A 16631-nucleotide genomic window follows, 5' to 3' on the forward strand; every position below is an offset into this window, starting at 1 on the left:
GCATCTCTTGATCCGTTCGAAAGTTTCTTTCTTTTGAGATTTGAATATGAACGATTTGATCCTCGATGAAATCGACCGGCGGCTGCTCGACGCCCTGCAGCAAGACGCGTCCTTGAGCAACCAGGCGCTGGCCGAAGCGGTGTGCGTTTCGCCCGCGACTTGCCTGCGGCGCGTTCGGCGGCTGCGCGCCGCAGGGCTCATCGAGCGCATCGTGGCGATCGTCGACCCCATCCGGCTGGCCTCGGCCCTGGGGCATGGCCTGACGGCCATCGTCGAAATCAACCTCGAGCGGCAGGATGCACAAACGCTCGAGCGCTTCGAGCAAAGTCTGGTGGCGGAGGAAGCGGTCCAACAATGCTGGCGCGTCTCACCGGGGCCGGACTTCGTGGCGGTGATCCACATCCCCGACATGCCGGCCTACCACGCGCTCGCGCAGCGCCGGTTTACCGCCGACGCAGCCGTGCGGCATGTGCGGGCCTTCTTCGCCGTGCACTGCGCGAAGTTCCATCCGCGGCTTCCGGTTTTGGCCGACCGCGCGAAATAGTGCCACCTTCCGCAGCCCCGGTACGCCCGCGACGGTTCCCAGGTCAGAACGAAAGCGTCACAATGAAAACTCTGTGTGGAGGTATGTTCTACCTCTTTTCCCCGGTTCGCGTGCCCCCGCAGCGCGCGTGCACGTCTGCCCATGAACCTCGACCCCAACTGGATGGCTCTTGCTGCTGCCGGCACCGCCATACTGGCGCTGGCGCTCGTGCTCTTGCGGGGGAAATCCAAGCGTGCGCGGCGCAAAGCCTATACCTACGCGCCGGCCGTGGCCGTGCGACCCGCAGAGGCTCAAATCGTGCAGTATCTGCTCGCCGCGTTCCCTGAATGCGTCGTCTTGGTGCACGCGCCACTGGAGCGGCTGGTCACACCGCGTTCGCCCGAACAACGCGCCGCAGGCCGCGCTGCCCTTGCGGGCATGAGCGTGGATTTCGCGGTTTGCGCCGCCAACGGCAAGGCCATTTTTGCGTTCGATCTGGCTGAGTCGCGCGGCTCGGACCAGGAAAAAAGCGATCGAATCAAGAACCGCGCGCTCAAGTCCGCGGGCATCCGGCTCGTGCGGCTCAAGGGCACGCCCGAGCAATGGCCCGAGGCGGCGGACTTTCGGCTCAAACTCGCCGGCGCCGCCTTGAACCCGGGCGCAGACGCACCGCTCGAAGCGGCTGCGTTCGCGCCACGCCATCAGAGCCAGCCCGCGGCGACGGAGCCTGAATCGTCCATCATGGGCATAACGGTGCTGCTGTTGGAGCCCGACGAAGCCGAAGCGGCCTGGCGCGCGGCGCGAGAGTAACCCACGGGCTTCGGCCACCGCTGAACGCTCCCCGCGCGCAGCGACCCGGAAACCGTTTCAGGACTTCATCTGCGGCCGCTGCCAGTTCGGGATGCTGACCTGACGCCCCCGCGCCACGGTGAGCGCACCGGCGGGCGTGTCTTTCGTCACGACCGAGCCCGCGCCGACCGTGCCGCCCGCGCCGATCACGACCGGCGCCACCAGCACGGAGTTGCTGCCGATGTGCACATCTGCCTCGATGACGGTTCGGTGCTTGTTGGCGCCATCGTAGTTCGCGGTGATCGTCCCCGCGCCGTAATTGACCCGCTCGCCCACGCTGGCATCGCCCAGGTAGGCGAGATGATTGGCCTTGGCGCCGTCGGCCAGGGTGGAGTTCTTGACCTCGACGAAATTACCGATGTGCACCTCCCGCCCCAGCACCGCCCCGGGGCGCAGCCGCGCAAACGGGCCCACACGGGCACCCGGGCCGACCTGCACGCCGAGGCGCTCGCCGTCGATGTGCGTGAACGGGGCGATGACCGCACCCGACTCGATGCGGGCGTTCGCAATCACGCAGTACGCGCCGATCTGCACGCCGTCACCCAGAACCACCTCGCCCTCGAAGATGCAACCGACGTCGATGTCGACGTCCGAGCCGCACGCCAAGCGGCCCCGCACATCGAAGCGAGCCGGATCCGCCAGGCGCACGCCTTGAGCCATCAGCGCCTCGGCTGCCCGGCGCTGATAGGCGCGCTCGAGCTCGGCAAGCTGGGCGGGGCTGTTGACGCCCGCGACTTCGAGCGCGTCGCCGCAGCGGTGCGTCACCACCGGCAAACCGTCGGCCACGGCGAACTTCACCACGTCCGTCAGGTAGTACTCGCGCTGCGCGTTGTCGTTCGTGAGTCGAGCCAGCGCCGCCTTGAGCCAGCGCGCCGGCGCAACCAGGATGCCGCTATACACCTCGTGGATGGCACGTTGCTCGGGCGTGGCGTCTTTTTCCTCGACGATCGCGCGCACCGCACCCTCAGGCGAGCGCACGATGCGTCCATAGCCGGTCGGGTCGGGCAACTCGACCGTCAGCAGCGCCAGGCGCTGCTCGCCGTCTGGACCGGCCGCCTCGATCAGCTCGAGCAGCGTTTCGGCACGGGTGAGCGGCACGTCACCCGAGAGCACCAGCACGCGCCCGTCGTCGCCCAGCGCCGGCACCGCTTGCTGCACGGCATGACCGGTGCCCAACTGCGGCTCCTGGCGCACGAATTTCAAGGCAATTGGCCCTTCCACCGGCGTCAATCGGGCACAGCTTGCTTCTACTTCAGGAGCACCATGCCCAGTGACGACCACCGCGGAACGCGCCCCGAGCTGGGCCGCGGTGCTCAGCACATGATGCAGCAAGGGCCGCCCGGCGAGCTTTTGCAACACCTTGGGAATCCGACTCTTCATCCGTGTGCCCTTGCCTGCAGCAAGGATGACGACGTCGAGGGGGAGCGTGGAAGCGGCGGCGCCGTGCAGGGCAGAAGCAGTCATGGGCAAGCAAAAAGGGCAGATGACGCCTCATTATCCCCGCGGCGAACGCCTGCAAGGCGGGATCCCAAGGCGAGCGTGAATTCAGCGTGACAGGTGGCCCGGCCGCCGCCAACCGGCGCCCGCCTGGGCACAACTCAGGCGGTTGGCACGACGGCGGTTTGGGCCCCTCAGCCCTGCAAAGCCTGCCACATTTCCTTGTCGCGCTCGGCGGTCCAGATGCGTGGGTTCTTGATGCCGCTGGCTTCGTCGTAGGCGCGGCTGACGTCGAAGGGCAGGCAGTGTTCGTAGATGAACACATGGCCGAACACCGGATCCATTTTTTTTCGGGCGTGCGCTATGGCGGCCTTGAGATCCATGCCAGCGGCGACAGCCTCTTTGCCGGCCTGGTACAGGGTGGTAACCCATCGACGGGTGTAGTCGAGGGCTTTTTCGACGTTGGCGCGACCTTTCATGGCTTCGCCACGGCCAGGCACCAGGGCTTCGGCGCCGAGCGCGCGCAGCGCATCGAGCGTGGCGGGCCATTCTTCGAGTTGCGCGTCGCCGGTGTAGACGCCGGCCTCGTATTCGACCAGGTCGCCGCTGAACAGCACCTTTTCTTCCTCGACCCAGGCGATGGTGTCGCCGCGGGTGTGGCCGGGGCCGGGATTCCAGATCTGCACCTTCACGCCGCCGAGGTCGATGCTGAGGCGGCCCGGGACCTCGCCGCGCATGGGGTTGCCACCGCCGATGACGAGCGTCGGCCAAGTCAGTCCAGGGATCTCCTCGGCGCCGCGAAAGAGACGCGGAAAGCGCTCCATCTCGCTCTTCATGTCTTGCGCGCCGCGCTCGACGATGAGCTCATAAGTGCCCTGGCTCGCGATGATGTCGCGGCAGCCCTCAGCAGCAAAGGCGCTGGCACCGAGCACCCGCACCGCGTGGTAGTGCGTCAGCAACAGGTATTGGATCGGCTTGTCGCTGACGGTGCGAATCTGGCGGATCAGGTCACGCGCCATCGCCGGCGTGGCAGTGGCGTCGCTGACCAGAATAGCGCGCTCACCGATGATGACGCCTGAGTTCGGGTCGCCCTCGGCGGTGTAGGCCCAGCAATGTTCGCTCAGGCGTTCGAAGGTGATCTTCTTGTCTTGCAGGTCGCCTTGGCTGGCGAAGGCTTTGGTGGTCATGGGGGCTCCGGTGCGATGAATACGTCCAAACGGTTTTACTAATCGTAAAGCATTTCGCATCGGTAAATCACGACGCCTAGGCCATCCCCCGCTCCAGCAACGCAATCACCTCCTCGGCGAAGTCGGCGTAGCTCATCGGTCCACCGGGCCGCAGCCAGGTAAAAGTCCAGTTGATCATGCCGAACAGCATCATGGTGCGAGCCGCCTCGTTGCGCTCGTCGAGTGCCTGCGGGTAGGCCCGCCGTAACGCGCGCGTGACGGCGGCGACGATGTCGCGCTGCCGGTTGAGGATGAGCTCGCGCGGCGAAACACCACCCAGCGCCTCATCAGGCGCGTCGCTGAGGAACTTCACGTCGTTGAGCAGCGCCACATGCCGCGTGGCCGAGTGTTCGTACTCGGCGAGGAAGCTTCGGATCAGCTCGTGCAGCGCCGCGCGGTCGTCCAAGCGCCGCCGCTGCGCCGCCGCCTCGACCTGGGCCACGAGCAACAGCAGCCGCTGCGTGTACCGGTCGAGCAGGTCGAACAGCAGCGCGTCTTTCGCCGTGTAGTAGTGGTAGAGCCGCGCCTTGCTCGTGCCGCAGGCGGCGGCAATGTCGTTCATGCTCGCCGCGGGGTAACTGCGCTCGGCGAAGCAGCGCGCCGCGGCATCGAGGATTTCGTCGCGTTTGAGTTCGTGGGTCGCGGATTTGGGTCGAGCCATGGCCGCGATTATGGCAACGCTGAATCAGTTCCCGCGATGGTGCGCGAGCGGCCGCGGGATGGGATGCGAGGCGCAAACCGAGGCAATAGCCGCAGCTATGGCGAGGATTTGCTTTCGACGCAGACCGCCCGCAGCCGGGATGCGCGGGGCGCGAGGGACTGGTTCAGCGTTGCCTGATGGTTCCCGCCCGAATGCTCGCCGTGTTCGCCAGGCGCACCGCGGCGTGGCGGCCCAGCGACCGCTCAAATCAGCGCGCCGGGCTTCTCGCCCCGCTCGTAGACCACATGCGCGCGGCCGACGATCAGCGGGTCGAGCTTGCCGATGCGCTCGACGTCCTTGTTCGTATACGGCAGCTTGTGCAGCACGTAGCGCATGGCGTTGAGGCGCGCGCGCTTCTTGCAGTCGCTCTTGACCACCGTCCACGGCGCATCGGCGGTATCGGTCTCGAAAAACATCGCTTCTTTGGCACGGGTGTAGTCGTCCCATTTGTCGAGGCTGGCCATGTCGATGGGGCTGAGCTTCCACTGCTTGAGCGGGTGGTTTTGCCGCTCCTTGAAGCGACGGCGCTGCTCGGCCTGGCTGACCGAGAACCAGAACTTGATGAGGTGGATGCCGCTGCGTACCAGGTTGCGCTCGAACTCGGGCGTCTGGCGCATGAACTCGTTGTATTCCTCGGGCGTGCAAAAGCCCATCACCCGCTCGACGCCCGCGCGGTTGTACCAACTGCGGTCGAACAGCACGATTTCGCCCGCCGTGGGCAGGTGCTGCACATAGCGCTGGAAGTACCACTGGCCACGTTCGATCTCGCTGGGCTTTTCCAGCGCCACCACGCGCGCGCCGCGGGGGTTGAGGTGCTCCATGAAGCGCTTGATGGTGCCGCCCTTGCCGGCTGCGTCACGGCCTTCGAAGAGGATGACCACGCGCTGCCCCGTCTCCTTGACCCAGGCTTGGAGCTTGAGCAGTTCGACCTGCAGGCGGAACTTCTCCTTCTCGTAGGTCGAGCGCCGCATCAGGTTCTTGTACGGGTAGCCGCCGTCGCGCCAGTCCGGAGCGAGTTCGTCGTCGGGGTTGACCAAGGCTTTGGCGAGCTTGCCGCGGCCCTTCGCCGTGCTGCCGTCCTGTCCGAGCAGCATGCGGCGCAGCACGGTTGCATCGTCGGGTGCAGCGCCTTCGAGGATGGCACGCAAGGCCTGCGCGCGTTCGTCGGGCGAGCCCGGGGCGCCGGGCTCGAGCAAAGATTTCACCGCCTCGATGGTCTTGTCCTGCGCGGCTTCGGTCGCTTCGCGGGCCACATAAGCTTCGAGGCTGCGGCCGTGGACCGGCGACACGTCGCCACGCGAAGTGGGACGGGGCACATCGGCGGCGCGGCCCGGCTTCACCGCACGGGCGCGGCGGCTGCGTTCGGCGGGGCGGTCAACGGATGCGGCGGTGGGCGATGCGGGCTTCTCGGCCATGGGGATCCTCCTTGGACAGTGCAAAAGCTTTCACTGTGCGCCGCTGCCTGGGCCGATCGATTGATGCAAATCAAGCGCTGTCATGCGGCGGTCACAAGCCTGGCATGGCTGGGAATTTGCTCGCCCTTCAGCCACGGGCGAGGCCGCTCAAACCGGCCAGACGACGCCGTGGTCGTTGAGGATGGCGTCGAGCGGCACGTCGTGCGGCTCGGGTTCGAGGTCTTCGACGAAACCGGTCGCAAATCCGAGGCCGACGGTGAACGGCTTGGGCTCCAAGGTGGCGAGCGTGCGGTCATAAAAGCCGCCGCCGTAGCCCAGCCGGTAGCCACCGGGCCCATAGCCCACGCAGGGCACGAACAGCAGCGTGGGCACGACCACCTCCGTGTCCTTGGGCTTGGGAATGCCGTAGGCGTCTTCCTCCATCGGACAACCCGGGTACCAAGCGTGGAAGGTCAGCGTCTTGTGCTGCTTGTTCACGACCGGCAAGCCGATGCGACGCCGCTGCGGCTCATCGAGCAGCTCGCCGTCTTCCTTCCAGCGGTGCAGCGCCGGCAGGGGGTCGAACTCGCCCTTGATCGGCCAGTACGCGCCGATGACCGTATCGGGCCGGTCGACGAGCCAGATACGCAGCACCCGCTGCAAGGCCTCGGCACGTTCGAGCCGGTCGGGCAGGGCCTGACGCTCGGCGATGAGCCGTTGCCGCAGGGCTTTTTTCTCGGCGGCGAGATCGCGCTTCAAACTGTCCATAATGCTCCGCATGCGTTGGCCGAACATTCTGACATTGTCCCAATCTCCTGCTTCCACACCCCCCGCCGCCCGCTGGCGCTGCAATCTTTGGGCGATGTGGATGCTGCTCGGCGCGCTGCTCCAGCTTCCGCTGCCCGCCCAGGCTCAAACGCCCAACGGCGACGAGGTCTTGCTGCAAATGCAGCAGGCGTTTCGTAAGGGGGACAGCCATCGGCTGAGCGCCTTGTTGCCCCAGGCGCGGGGCCATGTGCTCGAGCCCTGGGCGGCGTATTGGGAACTCAAAGCGCGGCTTGAGACGGCCACGCCGCAGGAGGTGCAGGCCTTTTTCGAACGCTATGCCGGCACCTACCAGGAAGACCGGCTGCGCAACGACTGGCTGCTGCTGCTCGGCCAGCGCCGCGACTGGGACGCCTTCGCCGCCGAATTGCCGCGTTACCGCATGAAGGACGACCGCGAGGTGCGCTGTTACGCCCTCGTCGTGGACCATCTGCGCACCGGCGCCGATGTTGCCGACGAGGTGCGCCGCCTGTGGTATGCCCAACGGGATGCGGACGATGGCTGCACCCTGGCTGCCGACCGGCTCTACGCCGCGGGACGACTCAAGCCGCTGGACATCTGGCGCAAGGCGCGCCTGGCGATCGAGGCCAACCGTCCGAGGGCCGCACGCGCCGCGATCGAAATCGACGCCCCAGAAGTCGCGAGCCAAGTCAGCGACCTCATGGCCGAGCCGGCGCGTTACCTCGACAAGCACCGATGGACCGTGGGCCGCAAGCGGCGCGAGTTGGCTCTCCTGGCGCTGATCCGCCTGGCCACGAACGACCCGGCGCTTGCGGCGCGCAAACTCGAAGCGGGTTGGCTCGGAGTGTTGACGCTCGAAGAACAAAACTGGGCCTGGGGAGCCATCGGTCGTCAGGCCGCGCTGCGGCTGCAGGACGAAGCCAGCGAGCATTTCGCGCGTGTCAGCCGCCTCGCCGACCTCAACGACGACACGCTCGGCTTTGCGGCACGCGCCGCCCTGCGCCAAGGTCAATGGCCGGCCGTGCGTCGCGCCATCGAGGCCATGAGCCCCGCGGCGCAGGCGGAGCCGGTCTGGACGTATTGGCTCGCGCGCGCGCTGCTGGCGGAAATTCCACCCGACGAGCGTGCGCGCTTTGCCGCCGAGGATGCCCGAGCCGCAGCGAGCGCCCCCACCCGCAAAGCCCCCGCGGAGATCTACGCCGTGCGCCGGCACCATGCCGAGTGGCGCCACGCGCAGCAGGCGCTGGCCTCGATCGCGTCGCCCCGGGGCTTTTATGAAATGCTCGCACTCGAAGACTTGGGGCAGCGCCTGGCGGTTCCCCCCAAACCCGCGCCGCTGACCGCCGAAGAAAAGGCGCAGGCCCGCGCCGAGCCCGGCTTGCAGCGGGCGCTGGCGGCCATCGCCCTCGGGCTGCGCAGCGAAGGCGTGCGTGAATGGAACTACACCACGAACCTGCATCAGAACGGCGGCATGAGCGACCGCGCGCTGCTGGCAGCGGCCGATCTGGCCTGCGAGCGGTCCGTCTGGGACCGCTGCATCAACACCAGCGAGCGCACGCGCGAGCTGATCGACTTCGAACAGCGGTTTCCCATGCCACACCGCGACGCGGTGCTCCAGCGCAGCCAGGCGATTGGCCTCGACCCCGCGTTTGTCTACGGCCTGATCCGGCAGGAAAGCCGCTTCATCACCGACGCACGCTCGGGCGTGGGCGCCTCGGGGCTGATGCAGGTCATGCCCGCGACCGCGCGCTGGACAGCCAAGAAGATCGGGCTCAACGGCTTCACGGTGGATCGGCTCAACGACCGCGACACCAACATCGCCATCGGCACGGCCTATCTGAAGCTTTTGCTCGACGCCTTCGACGGCTCGATGCCGCTGGCCACAGCCGCCTACAACGCCGGGCCGGGACGTCCGCGCGCCTGGCGCAACGGCCCCGTGCTCGAAGCCGCGATCTGGGCCGAGAACATTCCGTTCAACGAAACCCGGGAGTATGTGAAAAAGGTGCTCGCCAACACCACGAGTTACGCCGCACTCATCACCGGCGAGCCGCAATCGCTGCGCCGCCGGCTCGGCCTCGTCGGGCCACGCCCCGCTGGGTTGGAGCCGCCCGAGAACCGCGACTTACCCTGAACCAACCCCTGGCGATGTCCCCCGTGCGCAAGGGGCCGGTTCAGCGTTGCTCGTGCGCGAGGCCGTCGAGCGCCTGGAACAGCGCCTGACGCGCCTGGCTCACGACCTGAGCCTTCCACTCGGGTGTTTCGGTGTAGAAGGCTGCGCGTATGCGCCGGCGGATGGCCACCGCGGTGGTCGCGTCCGCCTCGGGGTGCTGGTGCAGCCACTGCTCGGCGCGCAAGGCCTCGGTCACCTCCTCGATCGGCTCGGTACCGTACTCGAGGGCGATGCCGGTGTATTCGGCCTGAGGGCACTCTTCGTAAGCGGCGTTCCACATCAAGCCGGTCAGCAAGGCCGAAGACGACGAACCGTCGTAGATGGAGGTCACCGCCGGTCCCCACCACCGACGGGCGCGCGCGATGGCGCTTGGATCGTTGCGGCCCGCAAAAATCCGCTCCCCGATGCCCTGGGGACCCAGGCCGGTGTGCAGGTCGATCCAGGCCAGGCGCTGTGCCCCGCGCCCCCAACGTCGCAGCACGCTGCGCAGGGTGACATGGCTCCAGGTGGGCGCATGACCCCCGAAAAACAGTCCGTCGGGGAATTCATATTGACCCCGTGTCACCGCGGCCTGGTAAGCCGCGCCACCGTGGGTGCGTATCCATTGCTGCAGGCCGGCCTCGTGGGCGGCATCGGGTGGCCAGTGTTCGGGCAACAGCCAGGGGTGCAAGGAACGGTATTCGGGGTTGTCGGACAATGGCTGGGCGAAATCCTGAAAGTTGCGGTTCAGGTCGACGTTTTCATGCGTCACCCGGCGACCGAAGGAAAAGCCATAGGGGTTGAGCGCGTGCAGGAACAGAACCGAGACGCCCGCAGCCTGCGCGGCCTCGAGCCAGGCTGCATCGTGCAGGGCAAACACCTGCACGCCCGAACCACAGTAACCCTCGATGCCGTGGCAGGCACTGCTGACGATCAGCAGGCGCTCGGGGCGCTCGGCGGCCGCGCCGGGGTCGCTGACGGCCGGTGCATAGGCGACGTCGAGCGCGAGATCCTCACCCTCGATGCCGCGCAAGGGGTGAGCGAAAGATGCCAAGTGCAGCCCGGCAGCGGCGGCCGCCTCGAGAAAGCGCCGACGCGCTTCGCGATAGGTGTTGGAGAAGGCCTGGGTAAGGTCGATCATCGGACCTGCGCGAGCCAGCGTTCGGCCAGCTGAACCCAATAGGTCGCCCCGAGCGGAATCAGTTCGTCGTTGAAGTCGTAACTGGGGTTATGCAGGGTGCAGGGACCGGCACCGTGGCCGGCTTCGCGGTGGCTGCCTTCGCCGTTTCCGATGAAGCAATAGGCGCCGGGCTTGACCTGGAGCATGTAGGCGAAATCCTCGGCCCCCATCGTCGGTTCCTGGTCGAGAACGGCTTCGGCACCGACGATGTCGGCCATCACGGCGCGGGCAAATTCCGCTTCTGCCGCGGAATTGACGGTGGGCGGGTAGTTGCGCACGAATTCGAAGTCGCAACTCATCCCGAACGCGGCCGCCGTGTGCTCGGCAATCTCGCGCATCCGGCGCTCGATGAGGTCGAGCACGTCGACGCTGAAGGTGCGCACGGTGCCTTGCAATTCGCAGGACTCAGGCACGACGTTGGTCGCCTCGCCGGCATGGATCATGGTCACGCTCAGCACCGCGGCGTCGATGGGTTTCTTGTTGCGGCTGATGATGGTTTGGAAGGCCTGCACCATCTGGCAGGCGACCGGCACCGGGTCGAGCCCCAGATGCGGCAGCGCCGCGTGACAGCCCTTGCCGCGCAGCGTGATCTTGAACTCATTGCTCGAAGCCATCACCGGACCGGGGCTGACGGCGAAGCTGCCCACCGGGAAGCCCGGCCAGTTGTGCATGCCGAACACCGCTTCCATGGGGAAGCGTTCGAACAGGCCGTCGCGGATCATTTCGCGGGCGCCGCCGCCGCCCTCTTCCGCAGGCTGGAAGATCAGGTAGACCGTGCCGTCGAAGTCCCGCTGGCGCGACCAATGCCGCGCCGCGGCGAGCAGCATCGCCACATGGCCGTCGTGGCCGCAGGCGTGCATCTTGCCCGCATGGCGGCTGGCGTGCGCGAAGTGGTTGTGCTCTTGGATCGGCAGCGCGTCCATATCCGCGCGCAGGCCGACGGCGCGACCGCAGGCGCCACCGTCCCGGCCGTGGACGATGCCGACGACCCCTGTTTTGCCGAGCCCGCGGTGGATGGGGATGCCCCATTCCGTGAGGCGCGCGGCGACGATGTCGGAGGTTCGAGCCTCTTCGAAGCACAGCTCGGGGTGCGCATGCAGGTCCCGACGGATTTCGGCGATGGCCGCCGCGTCGGCGAGTAGGGTGTCGATCAGCTTCATGGTCCGGACAGTCTAGCCCGATCGTTCGAGCTCTGCCACGGGGCTTGCCCGGACCGTGCCCCCGCCCCCGCTTCGTGGTTCAATCTACGTCCGATCATCCCCGCTGGGGATCGGGGTTTTTCCCTCCAGAGCCAGAACCGATGAATTCCGTCACCACACCTCCGTCCGTCGGCCACACCGTGCGCGGCGCCTGCCCGCACGACTGCCCCGACACTTGCGCCCTCCTCACGACGGTCGAAAACGGCGTCGCCGTGCGCGTGCAGGGCAATCCCGAGCATCCGGCCACGGCCGGCGTGCTGTGCACCAAGGTGGCCCGCTACCCTGAGCGCACCTATCACCCGGATCGCGTGCTGCAGCCGCTCAAGCGCAGCGGCCCCAAAGGCAGCGGCCAGTTCACGCCGGTGTCTTGGGACGAAGCGCTCGACACCATCGCCGCGCGCCTGGGGGCGATTGCCGCGCGCAACCCCGAGGCGGTGCTGCCCTACAGCTACGCGGGCACCATGGGTTTGGTGCAAGGGGAGGCGATGGCGGCGCGCTTTTTTCATCGAATGGGCGCGTCGCTGCTCGACCGCACCATCTGCTCGGCCGCCGGGGGCGAAGCGCTGCTCTACACGATCGGCGCCAAGGTGGGCATGCGGGTGGAGTTCTTCGCCGAATCCCGACTCATCCTGATCTGGGGCAGCAACTCGATCACCAGCAACCTGCACTTCTGGCGGCATGCGCAGGAGGCCAAGCGCCGCGGCGCGCGCCTGGTGTGCATCGACCCGCGGCGTACCGAGACGGCCGAGAAATGCCACGAGCACCTGCAACTGCTGCCGGGCACGGACGCCGCGCTGGCGCTCGCACTGATGCACGAGCTCATCACCCACGATTGGCTCGATCGGGACTACATCGAGCGCCACACCCTCGGCTTCGAGGCGCTCGCGGCGCGGGCGCTGCAATGGCCGCCCGAGCGCGCGGCCGAGGTCTGCGGGCTGCCGGTGGCACAGATTCGCGCGCTCGCGCAGGCCTGGGGCACGACGCAACCGGCGGCTATTCGCCTCAACTACGGCATGCAGCGGGTGCGCGGTGGCGGCAACGCGGTGCGGGCCATCGCCTGCCTGCCGGCGCTGACCGGCGCCTGGCGGCACCGCGCGGGTGGGCTGCTGTTGTCGAGCTCGGGCGCGTTTCCGATCGACCGCGCCGCGCTGCAGCGGCCGGATCTGCTGGGCACGCGGCGGCCGCGCACGATCAATATGTCGACCATCGGCGACGATTTGCTGCGCGTAGCCTCGAGCGGCTTTGGGCCGAAGATCGAAGCGCTCGTCGTCTACAACAGCAACCCGGTGGCGGTGGCGCCCGAATCGGCCAAGGTGGTGCAGGGATTTGCGCGCGAGGACCTGTTCACCGTGGTGCTCGAACACTTCCGCACCGACACGGCTGACCATGCCGACTTCATCCTGCCCGCCACCACGCAGCTCGAGCACTGGGACATCCACACCAGCTACGGCCACACCGACGTGCTGCTCAACCGCCCAGCGATTGCGCCGCTCGGCGAGGCGCGGCCCAACACCGAGATCTTCCGCGCGCTCGCCACGCGCATGGGCTACACCGAGGCCTGCTTCGCCGACGACGACCTGACGCTGTGCCGCACGGCCTTGGGCGCGCGCGTGGACTTCGAGCGGCTGCTGGCGCAGGGCTTTGCGCCGCTGGAGCTGCCCGAAGCGCCGTTTGCCGAAGGGAATTTCCCGACGCCCTCGGGGCGCTGCGAGTTCTGGAGCGAGCGGCTTGCCGCGCAAGGGCTCGATGGCCTGCCCGACCATCTGCCGAACCACGAGGCGTCAGGGAGCGACCCGCGTCATCCGCTGGCGATGATCTCGCCACCGGCGCGCCACTTTCTCAACTCCAGCTTCGTCAACGTCGAGAGCCTGCGTGCGAGCGAGGGTGAACCGCTGCTCGAAATCCACGCCACCGACGCGGCCGCGCGCGGCATTGCCGACGGCGACGAGGTGCGCGTGTACAACGACCGCGGCAGCCACCGCTGCATCGCGCGCATCAGCCCACGGGCGCGCGCGGGCGTGGTCAACGGCCTGGGCATCTGGTGGCGCAAGTTCGGGCGCGACGGAACGAACGTGAACGAACTCACGAGCCAGCGCTTGACCGACCTCGGCCGCGGCCCGACGTTTTACGACTGTCTGGTCGAAGTCGAGCGCTTCGCCCCTGGCGCCCAGCGCAGCGCCGCCGAGGGATGCGCCTGAGTTTGGGCCACGGCGGTGCGAGCGCCCGCGCGGCGCGCCACCGCGGGCAGAGGGCGCTCCTGCTGCTGGCGTTTCTGCCGGTGCTGGCGGGCTGCAGCAGCCTCGACGGGCTGGGCTACTACGCGCAGGCGGTGCGTGGGCACCTGGACCTGCTCGCCGAGGCGCGGCCGATCGACGACTGGCTCAGCGACCCCGCCAGCAGCGAGGCCTTGCGTGACCGGCTGCGACTGGCGCAGGCAATGCGCGCCTTCGCCGTCGACGCACTCGCGCTGCCGGACAACGCCTCCTACCACCGCTATGCCGATCTGCGCCGACCGTACGCCGTGTGGAACGTGGTCGCCGCGCCGGCGGATGCGCTCACGCTCAAAACCTGGTGCTTTCCGGTGGCGGGCTGCGTAGGCTACCGGGGTTACTTTGCCGAAGCCGACGCCCGCGCCGAGGCTGCCCTGCTGGCGCGCGAAGGCTGGGAGGTCGACGTCTATGGCGTGCCCGCGTATTCGACGCTCGGTCGGCTCAACTGGATCGGCGGCGACCCCTTGTTGTCGACCTTCGCGCTCGGACACGAGGGCGACCTGGCGCGGCTGATGTTCCACGAGCTCGCGCACCAGGTGCTTTATGTCGAAGGCGACACGGAATTCAACGAGTCCTTCGCCAGCGCGGTCGAGCGCGCGGGCGTGGCGCTGTGGCTCGATCGGCACGGCAACGAGGTCACGCGCGCGAGCTGGGCACGGACCCTGCGCCAGCGGGAGGCGTTTGCCGCGCTCACCCGCGCGACACGGCAGGCCCTGGCGGCTGTTTATGAACAAAATCGGCCAGATCCCGGCGTGAATCGGTCGATGATTGCTATCAAAATGGAAGTCATGGCGCGTTTTCGCGCCGACTACGAAGCGCTCAAACGCGGCTGGCCCGAGCCCGATGCGCGCTGGAGCGGCTACGACGCCTGGGTGGCGAAGGCGAATAACGCGAGCTTTGGCGCTTTGGGGGCGTATGACGCGCTGCGGCCCGGCTTCGAGGTGCTGCTGGCGCGCGCGGGTGGCGGCGTCACCCCCGCGCAGTGGCGCTCCTTTTATGATGCGGTGCGCCGCCTCGCCGCGCTGCCGCCCGGTGAGCGGCACGCTGCCCTCGAGGCCTTGGCCGCCACTGCGAAGGAACGCTAGACCCATGTCCACCATCCACATCCACCGCAAACACCACCTCGGCCATGCCGCGGCGCGCAAGCTCGCCCTGCGCTGGGCCGAGGAGGCCGAGCGTGATTTCGGCATGGCCTGCACCTATGAAGAAGGCGACGACGAGGACACGGTGCACTTCCAGCGCACCGGTGCCAGCGGCACGCTCAAAGTGTTGCCGCATGCCTTCGAACTCGAGGCCAAGCTCGGCTTTCTGCTCGGCGCGTTCAAAGACCGCATCGAGGCCGAGATCGTGAAGAACCTCGACGAACTGCTGGCCCATCCGCCGGCGGCGCGCAAAGCCGCTGCCGGTCCGCACGCGGACACCGCCGCCAAGAAGAGGGGCGCTGGCAAGAAAGCCGTTTGATCTTCGTTCACTGGGCCTCGCCGCCGAGTCCCCGTCGAATCGCCATGTCCGAAACCTCACCCACCCCCGCAACGCACCCGTCAGCGACGCTGGATGCGCCGCTCGGCCCGCTCGCAGGCCTCAAGGTGCTCGAACTCGGGCAGCTCATCGCCGGCCCGTTCGCGGCCAAGACACTGGCCGACTTCGGCGCCGATGTGGTGAAGATCGAACCCCCCGGCGCGGGCGACCCGCTGCGGCGCTGGCGCTTGCTCAAGGACGGCACCTCGGTCTGGTGGCAGGTGCAGTCGCGCAACAAGCGCTCGCTGGCGCTCGACCTGCGGCAGCCCGAAGCGCAGGACGTGGTGCGCGCACTCGCCCGCGAAGCCGACGTGCTGATCGAAAACTTCCGCCCCGGCGCGATGGAGGGCTGGGGGCTGGGGCCGGATGCGCTCTTGGCGCTGAACCCGCGGCTCGTGATGCTGCGCATCAGCGGCTACGGCCAGAGCGGCCCCTACCGCGACAAGCCGGGCTTTGGCGTGGTGGCCGAGGCCATGGGGGGGCTGCGCCACCTCACCGCCGAGCCGGGTCAGGTGCCGGTGCGCGTGGGTGTGTCCATCGGCGACACACTGGCGTCGCTGCACGGCGTCATCGGCGTGCTGATGGCGCTGTATGAGCGCGAGCGCTCGGGCCGCGGCCAGGTCATCGACGTGGCGCTGTACGAGGCGGTGTTCAACTGCATGGAGAGCCTGCTGCCCGAATACAGCGCGTTTGGCGTCGTGCGCGAGCCTGCGGGCAGCGCGCTGCCCGGCATCGCGCCGAGCAACGCCTACCGCTGCCGCGACGGCTATGTGCTCGTCGCTGGCAATGGCGACAGCATCTTCCGCCGGCTGATGCACGCGATCGGCCGCGACGACCTGGGTTCAGACCCGGCGCTGGCCGACAACGCGGGCCGCGTGGCACGCGTGGCCGAAATCGACGCCGCCATCGGCGCCTGGACGCTCGTGCGCAGCGTGGCCGAGGTGCTGGCCGCGCTCGACGCCGCCGAGGTTCCGGCTGGGCGCATCTACACGGTGGCCGACATCGCGGCCGACCCGCATTACCGGGCGCGCGGCATGATCGAGCGCATCACCCTGGCCGACGGCAGCGCACTCGAGGTGCCGGGCATCGTGCCCAAGCTCTCCCGCACCCCAGGCGCGCACCGGCGCAATGCGCCCGCGCTCGGGGCGGACACCGACGCGGTGCTGCGCGAGCTGGGTTTGTCGGACGAACAGATCGCGGCGCTGCGCGCGCGTGGTGTCATCGCCTGAGCGTGTTCCCCGTACGGGGCTGCGGGTGCGATCAGAGGCTGAGAGGGAATTGGGCGTGCCCGAAGGGGCGCCCCAAAACGCGCCCGAGTAGGCGCAAAGCACAGCCGTAGCTCGGGCTACGGCGCGCATTTGCAACGCCCTCGGGCGTGTTTTGGGGCGTCAAAGCGGGCA

At 68.0% G+C, this 16631-nt stretch carries 14 protein-coding genes; 7 read left to right on the forward strand and 7 right to left on the reverse strand.

Annotated elements, in window-relative coordinates; all coding sequences use genetic code 11:
- Window positions 1-46 precede the first annotated feature (46 nt).
- Both JHC36_RS05585 and JHC36_RS05590 read left to right on the forward strand, forming a co-directional pair.
- The gene (locus JHC36_RS05585) at window positions 47-544 is read left to right on the forward strand and encodes an Lrp/AsnC family transcriptional regulator (protein ID WP_287916879.1); all 498 of its coding nucleotides are present in this window, start codon (window positions 47-49) and stop codon (window positions 542-544) included.
- A gap of 141 nt (window positions 545-685) precedes the next feature.
- Window positions 686-1333: a DUF2726 domain-containing protein gene (locus tag JHC36_RS05590; protein WP_287916881.1), complete on the forward strand. Its 648-nt coding sequence runs from the start codon at window positions 686-688 to the stop codon at window positions 1331-1333.
- Window positions 1334-1390: 57 nt separating this feature from the next.
- On the opposite strand, the gene glmU is transcribed toward JHC36_RS05590, so the two are convergent.
- The 5 genes from glmU to JHC36_RS05615 form a co-directional block, all read right to left on the reverse strand.
- Window positions 1391-2836: a bifunctional UDP-N-acetylglucosamine diphosphorylase/glucosamine-1-phosphate N-acetyltransferase GlmU gene (gene glmU, locus JHC36_RS05595; RefSeq protein WP_287916882.1), complete on the reverse strand. Its 1446-nt coding sequence runs from the start codon at window positions 2834-2836 to the stop codon at window positions 1391-1393.
- A gap of 167 nt (window positions 2837-3003) precedes the next feature.
- Complete coding sequence (locus JHC36_RS05600) at window positions 3004-3996, reverse strand: MBL fold metallo-hydrolase (protein ID WP_287916884.1); 993 nt, start codon at window positions 3994-3996, stop codon at window positions 3004-3006.
- 76 nt (window positions 3997-4072) lie between these two features.
- A complete protein-coding gene (locus JHC36_RS05605; protein WP_124220642.1) occupies window positions 4073-4696 on the reverse strand; it encodes a TetR/AcrR family transcriptional regulator in 624 nt (207 codons plus the stop codon).
- Between the two features lie 242 nt (window positions 4697-4938).
- The gene (ppk2, locus tag JHC36_RS05610) at window positions 4939-6150 is read right to left on the reverse strand and encodes a polyphosphate kinase 2 (protein WP_287916889.1); all 1212 of its coding nucleotides are present in this window, start codon (window positions 6148-6150) and stop codon (window positions 4939-4941) included.
- Between the two features lie 147 nt (window positions 6151-6297).
- Entirely contained in the window at window positions 6298-6897 is a 600-nt protein-coding gene (locus JHC36_RS05615; RefSeq protein ID WP_124220646.1) for a 5-formyltetrahydrofolate cyclo-ligase, read from the reverse strand.
- A gap of 94 nt (window positions 6898-6991) precedes the next feature.
- Here JHC36_RS05615 and JHC36_RS05620 point away from each other — a divergent pair, with 94 nt between their 5' ends.
- Window positions 6992-9046 carry a lytic transglycosylase domain-containing protein gene (locus JHC36_RS05620; protein ID WP_503006902.1) on the forward strand — a complete coding sequence of 685 codons (2055 nt, stop codon included), beginning with the start codon at window positions 6992-6994 and terminating at the stop codon, window positions 9044-9046.
- 40 nt (window positions 9047-9086) lie between these two features.
- Here the strand turns inward: JHC36_RS05620 and JHC36_RS05625 are convergent, their stop codons facing one another.
- Window positions 9087-10205, reverse strand: a complete 1119-nt coding sequence (locus JHC36_RS05625) for a M14 family metallopeptidase (RefSeq protein WP_287916891.1) — start codon at window positions 10203-10205, stop codon at window positions 9087-9089.
- Entirely contained in the window at window positions 10202-11404 is a 1203-nt protein-coding gene (locus JHC36_RS05630) for a M20 aminoacylase family protein (RefSeq protein ID WP_124220653.1), read from the reverse strand. Before JHC36_RS05630 ends, JHC36_RS05625 begins: the two co-directional genes overlap by 4 nt.
- Before the next feature lie 140 nt (window positions 11405-11544).
- On the opposite strand from JHC36_RS05630, the gene JHC36_RS05635 reads away from it, so the two are divergent.
- The 4 genes from JHC36_RS05635 to JHC36_RS05650 are packed head-to-tail and all read left to right on the forward strand — an operon-like array spanning window position 11545 to window position 16460.
- Complete coding sequence (locus JHC36_RS05635) at window positions 11545-13641, forward strand: molybdopterin-containing oxidoreductase family protein (protein ID WP_287916894.1); 2097 nt, start codon at window positions 11545-11547, stop codon at window positions 13639-13641.
- The gene (locus JHC36_RS05640) at window positions 13632-14798 is read left to right on the forward strand and encodes an aminopeptidase (protein ID WP_287916897.1); all 1167 of its coding nucleotides are present in this window, start codon (window positions 13632-13634) and stop codon (window positions 14796-14798) included. The genes JHC36_RS05635 and JHC36_RS05640 overlap by 10 nt, the downstream gene beginning before the upstream one ends.
- A 4-nt stretch (window positions 14799-14802) precedes the next feature.
- Window positions 14803-15174: a polyhydroxyalkanoic acid system family protein gene (locus tag JHC36_RS05645; RefSeq protein WP_287916900.1), complete on the forward strand. Its 372-nt coding sequence runs from the start codon at window positions 14803-14805 to the stop codon at window positions 15172-15174.
- A 44-nt stretch (window positions 15175-15218) separates the two neighbouring features.
- The gene (locus JHC36_RS05650; protein ID WP_287916903.1) at window positions 15219-16460 is read left to right on the forward strand and encodes a CaiB/BaiF CoA transferase family protein; all 1242 of its coding nucleotides are present in this window, start codon (window positions 15219-15221) and stop codon (window positions 16458-16460) included.
- The last annotated feature ends 171 nt before the right edge of the window (window positions 16461-16631 follow it).

The organism is Tibeticola sp., from assembly GCF_022759015.1.
GTDB classification, from domain to species: Bacteria; Pseudomonadota; Gammaproteobacteria; order Burkholderiales; family Burkholderiaceae_C; genus Tibeticola; species Tibeticola sediminis.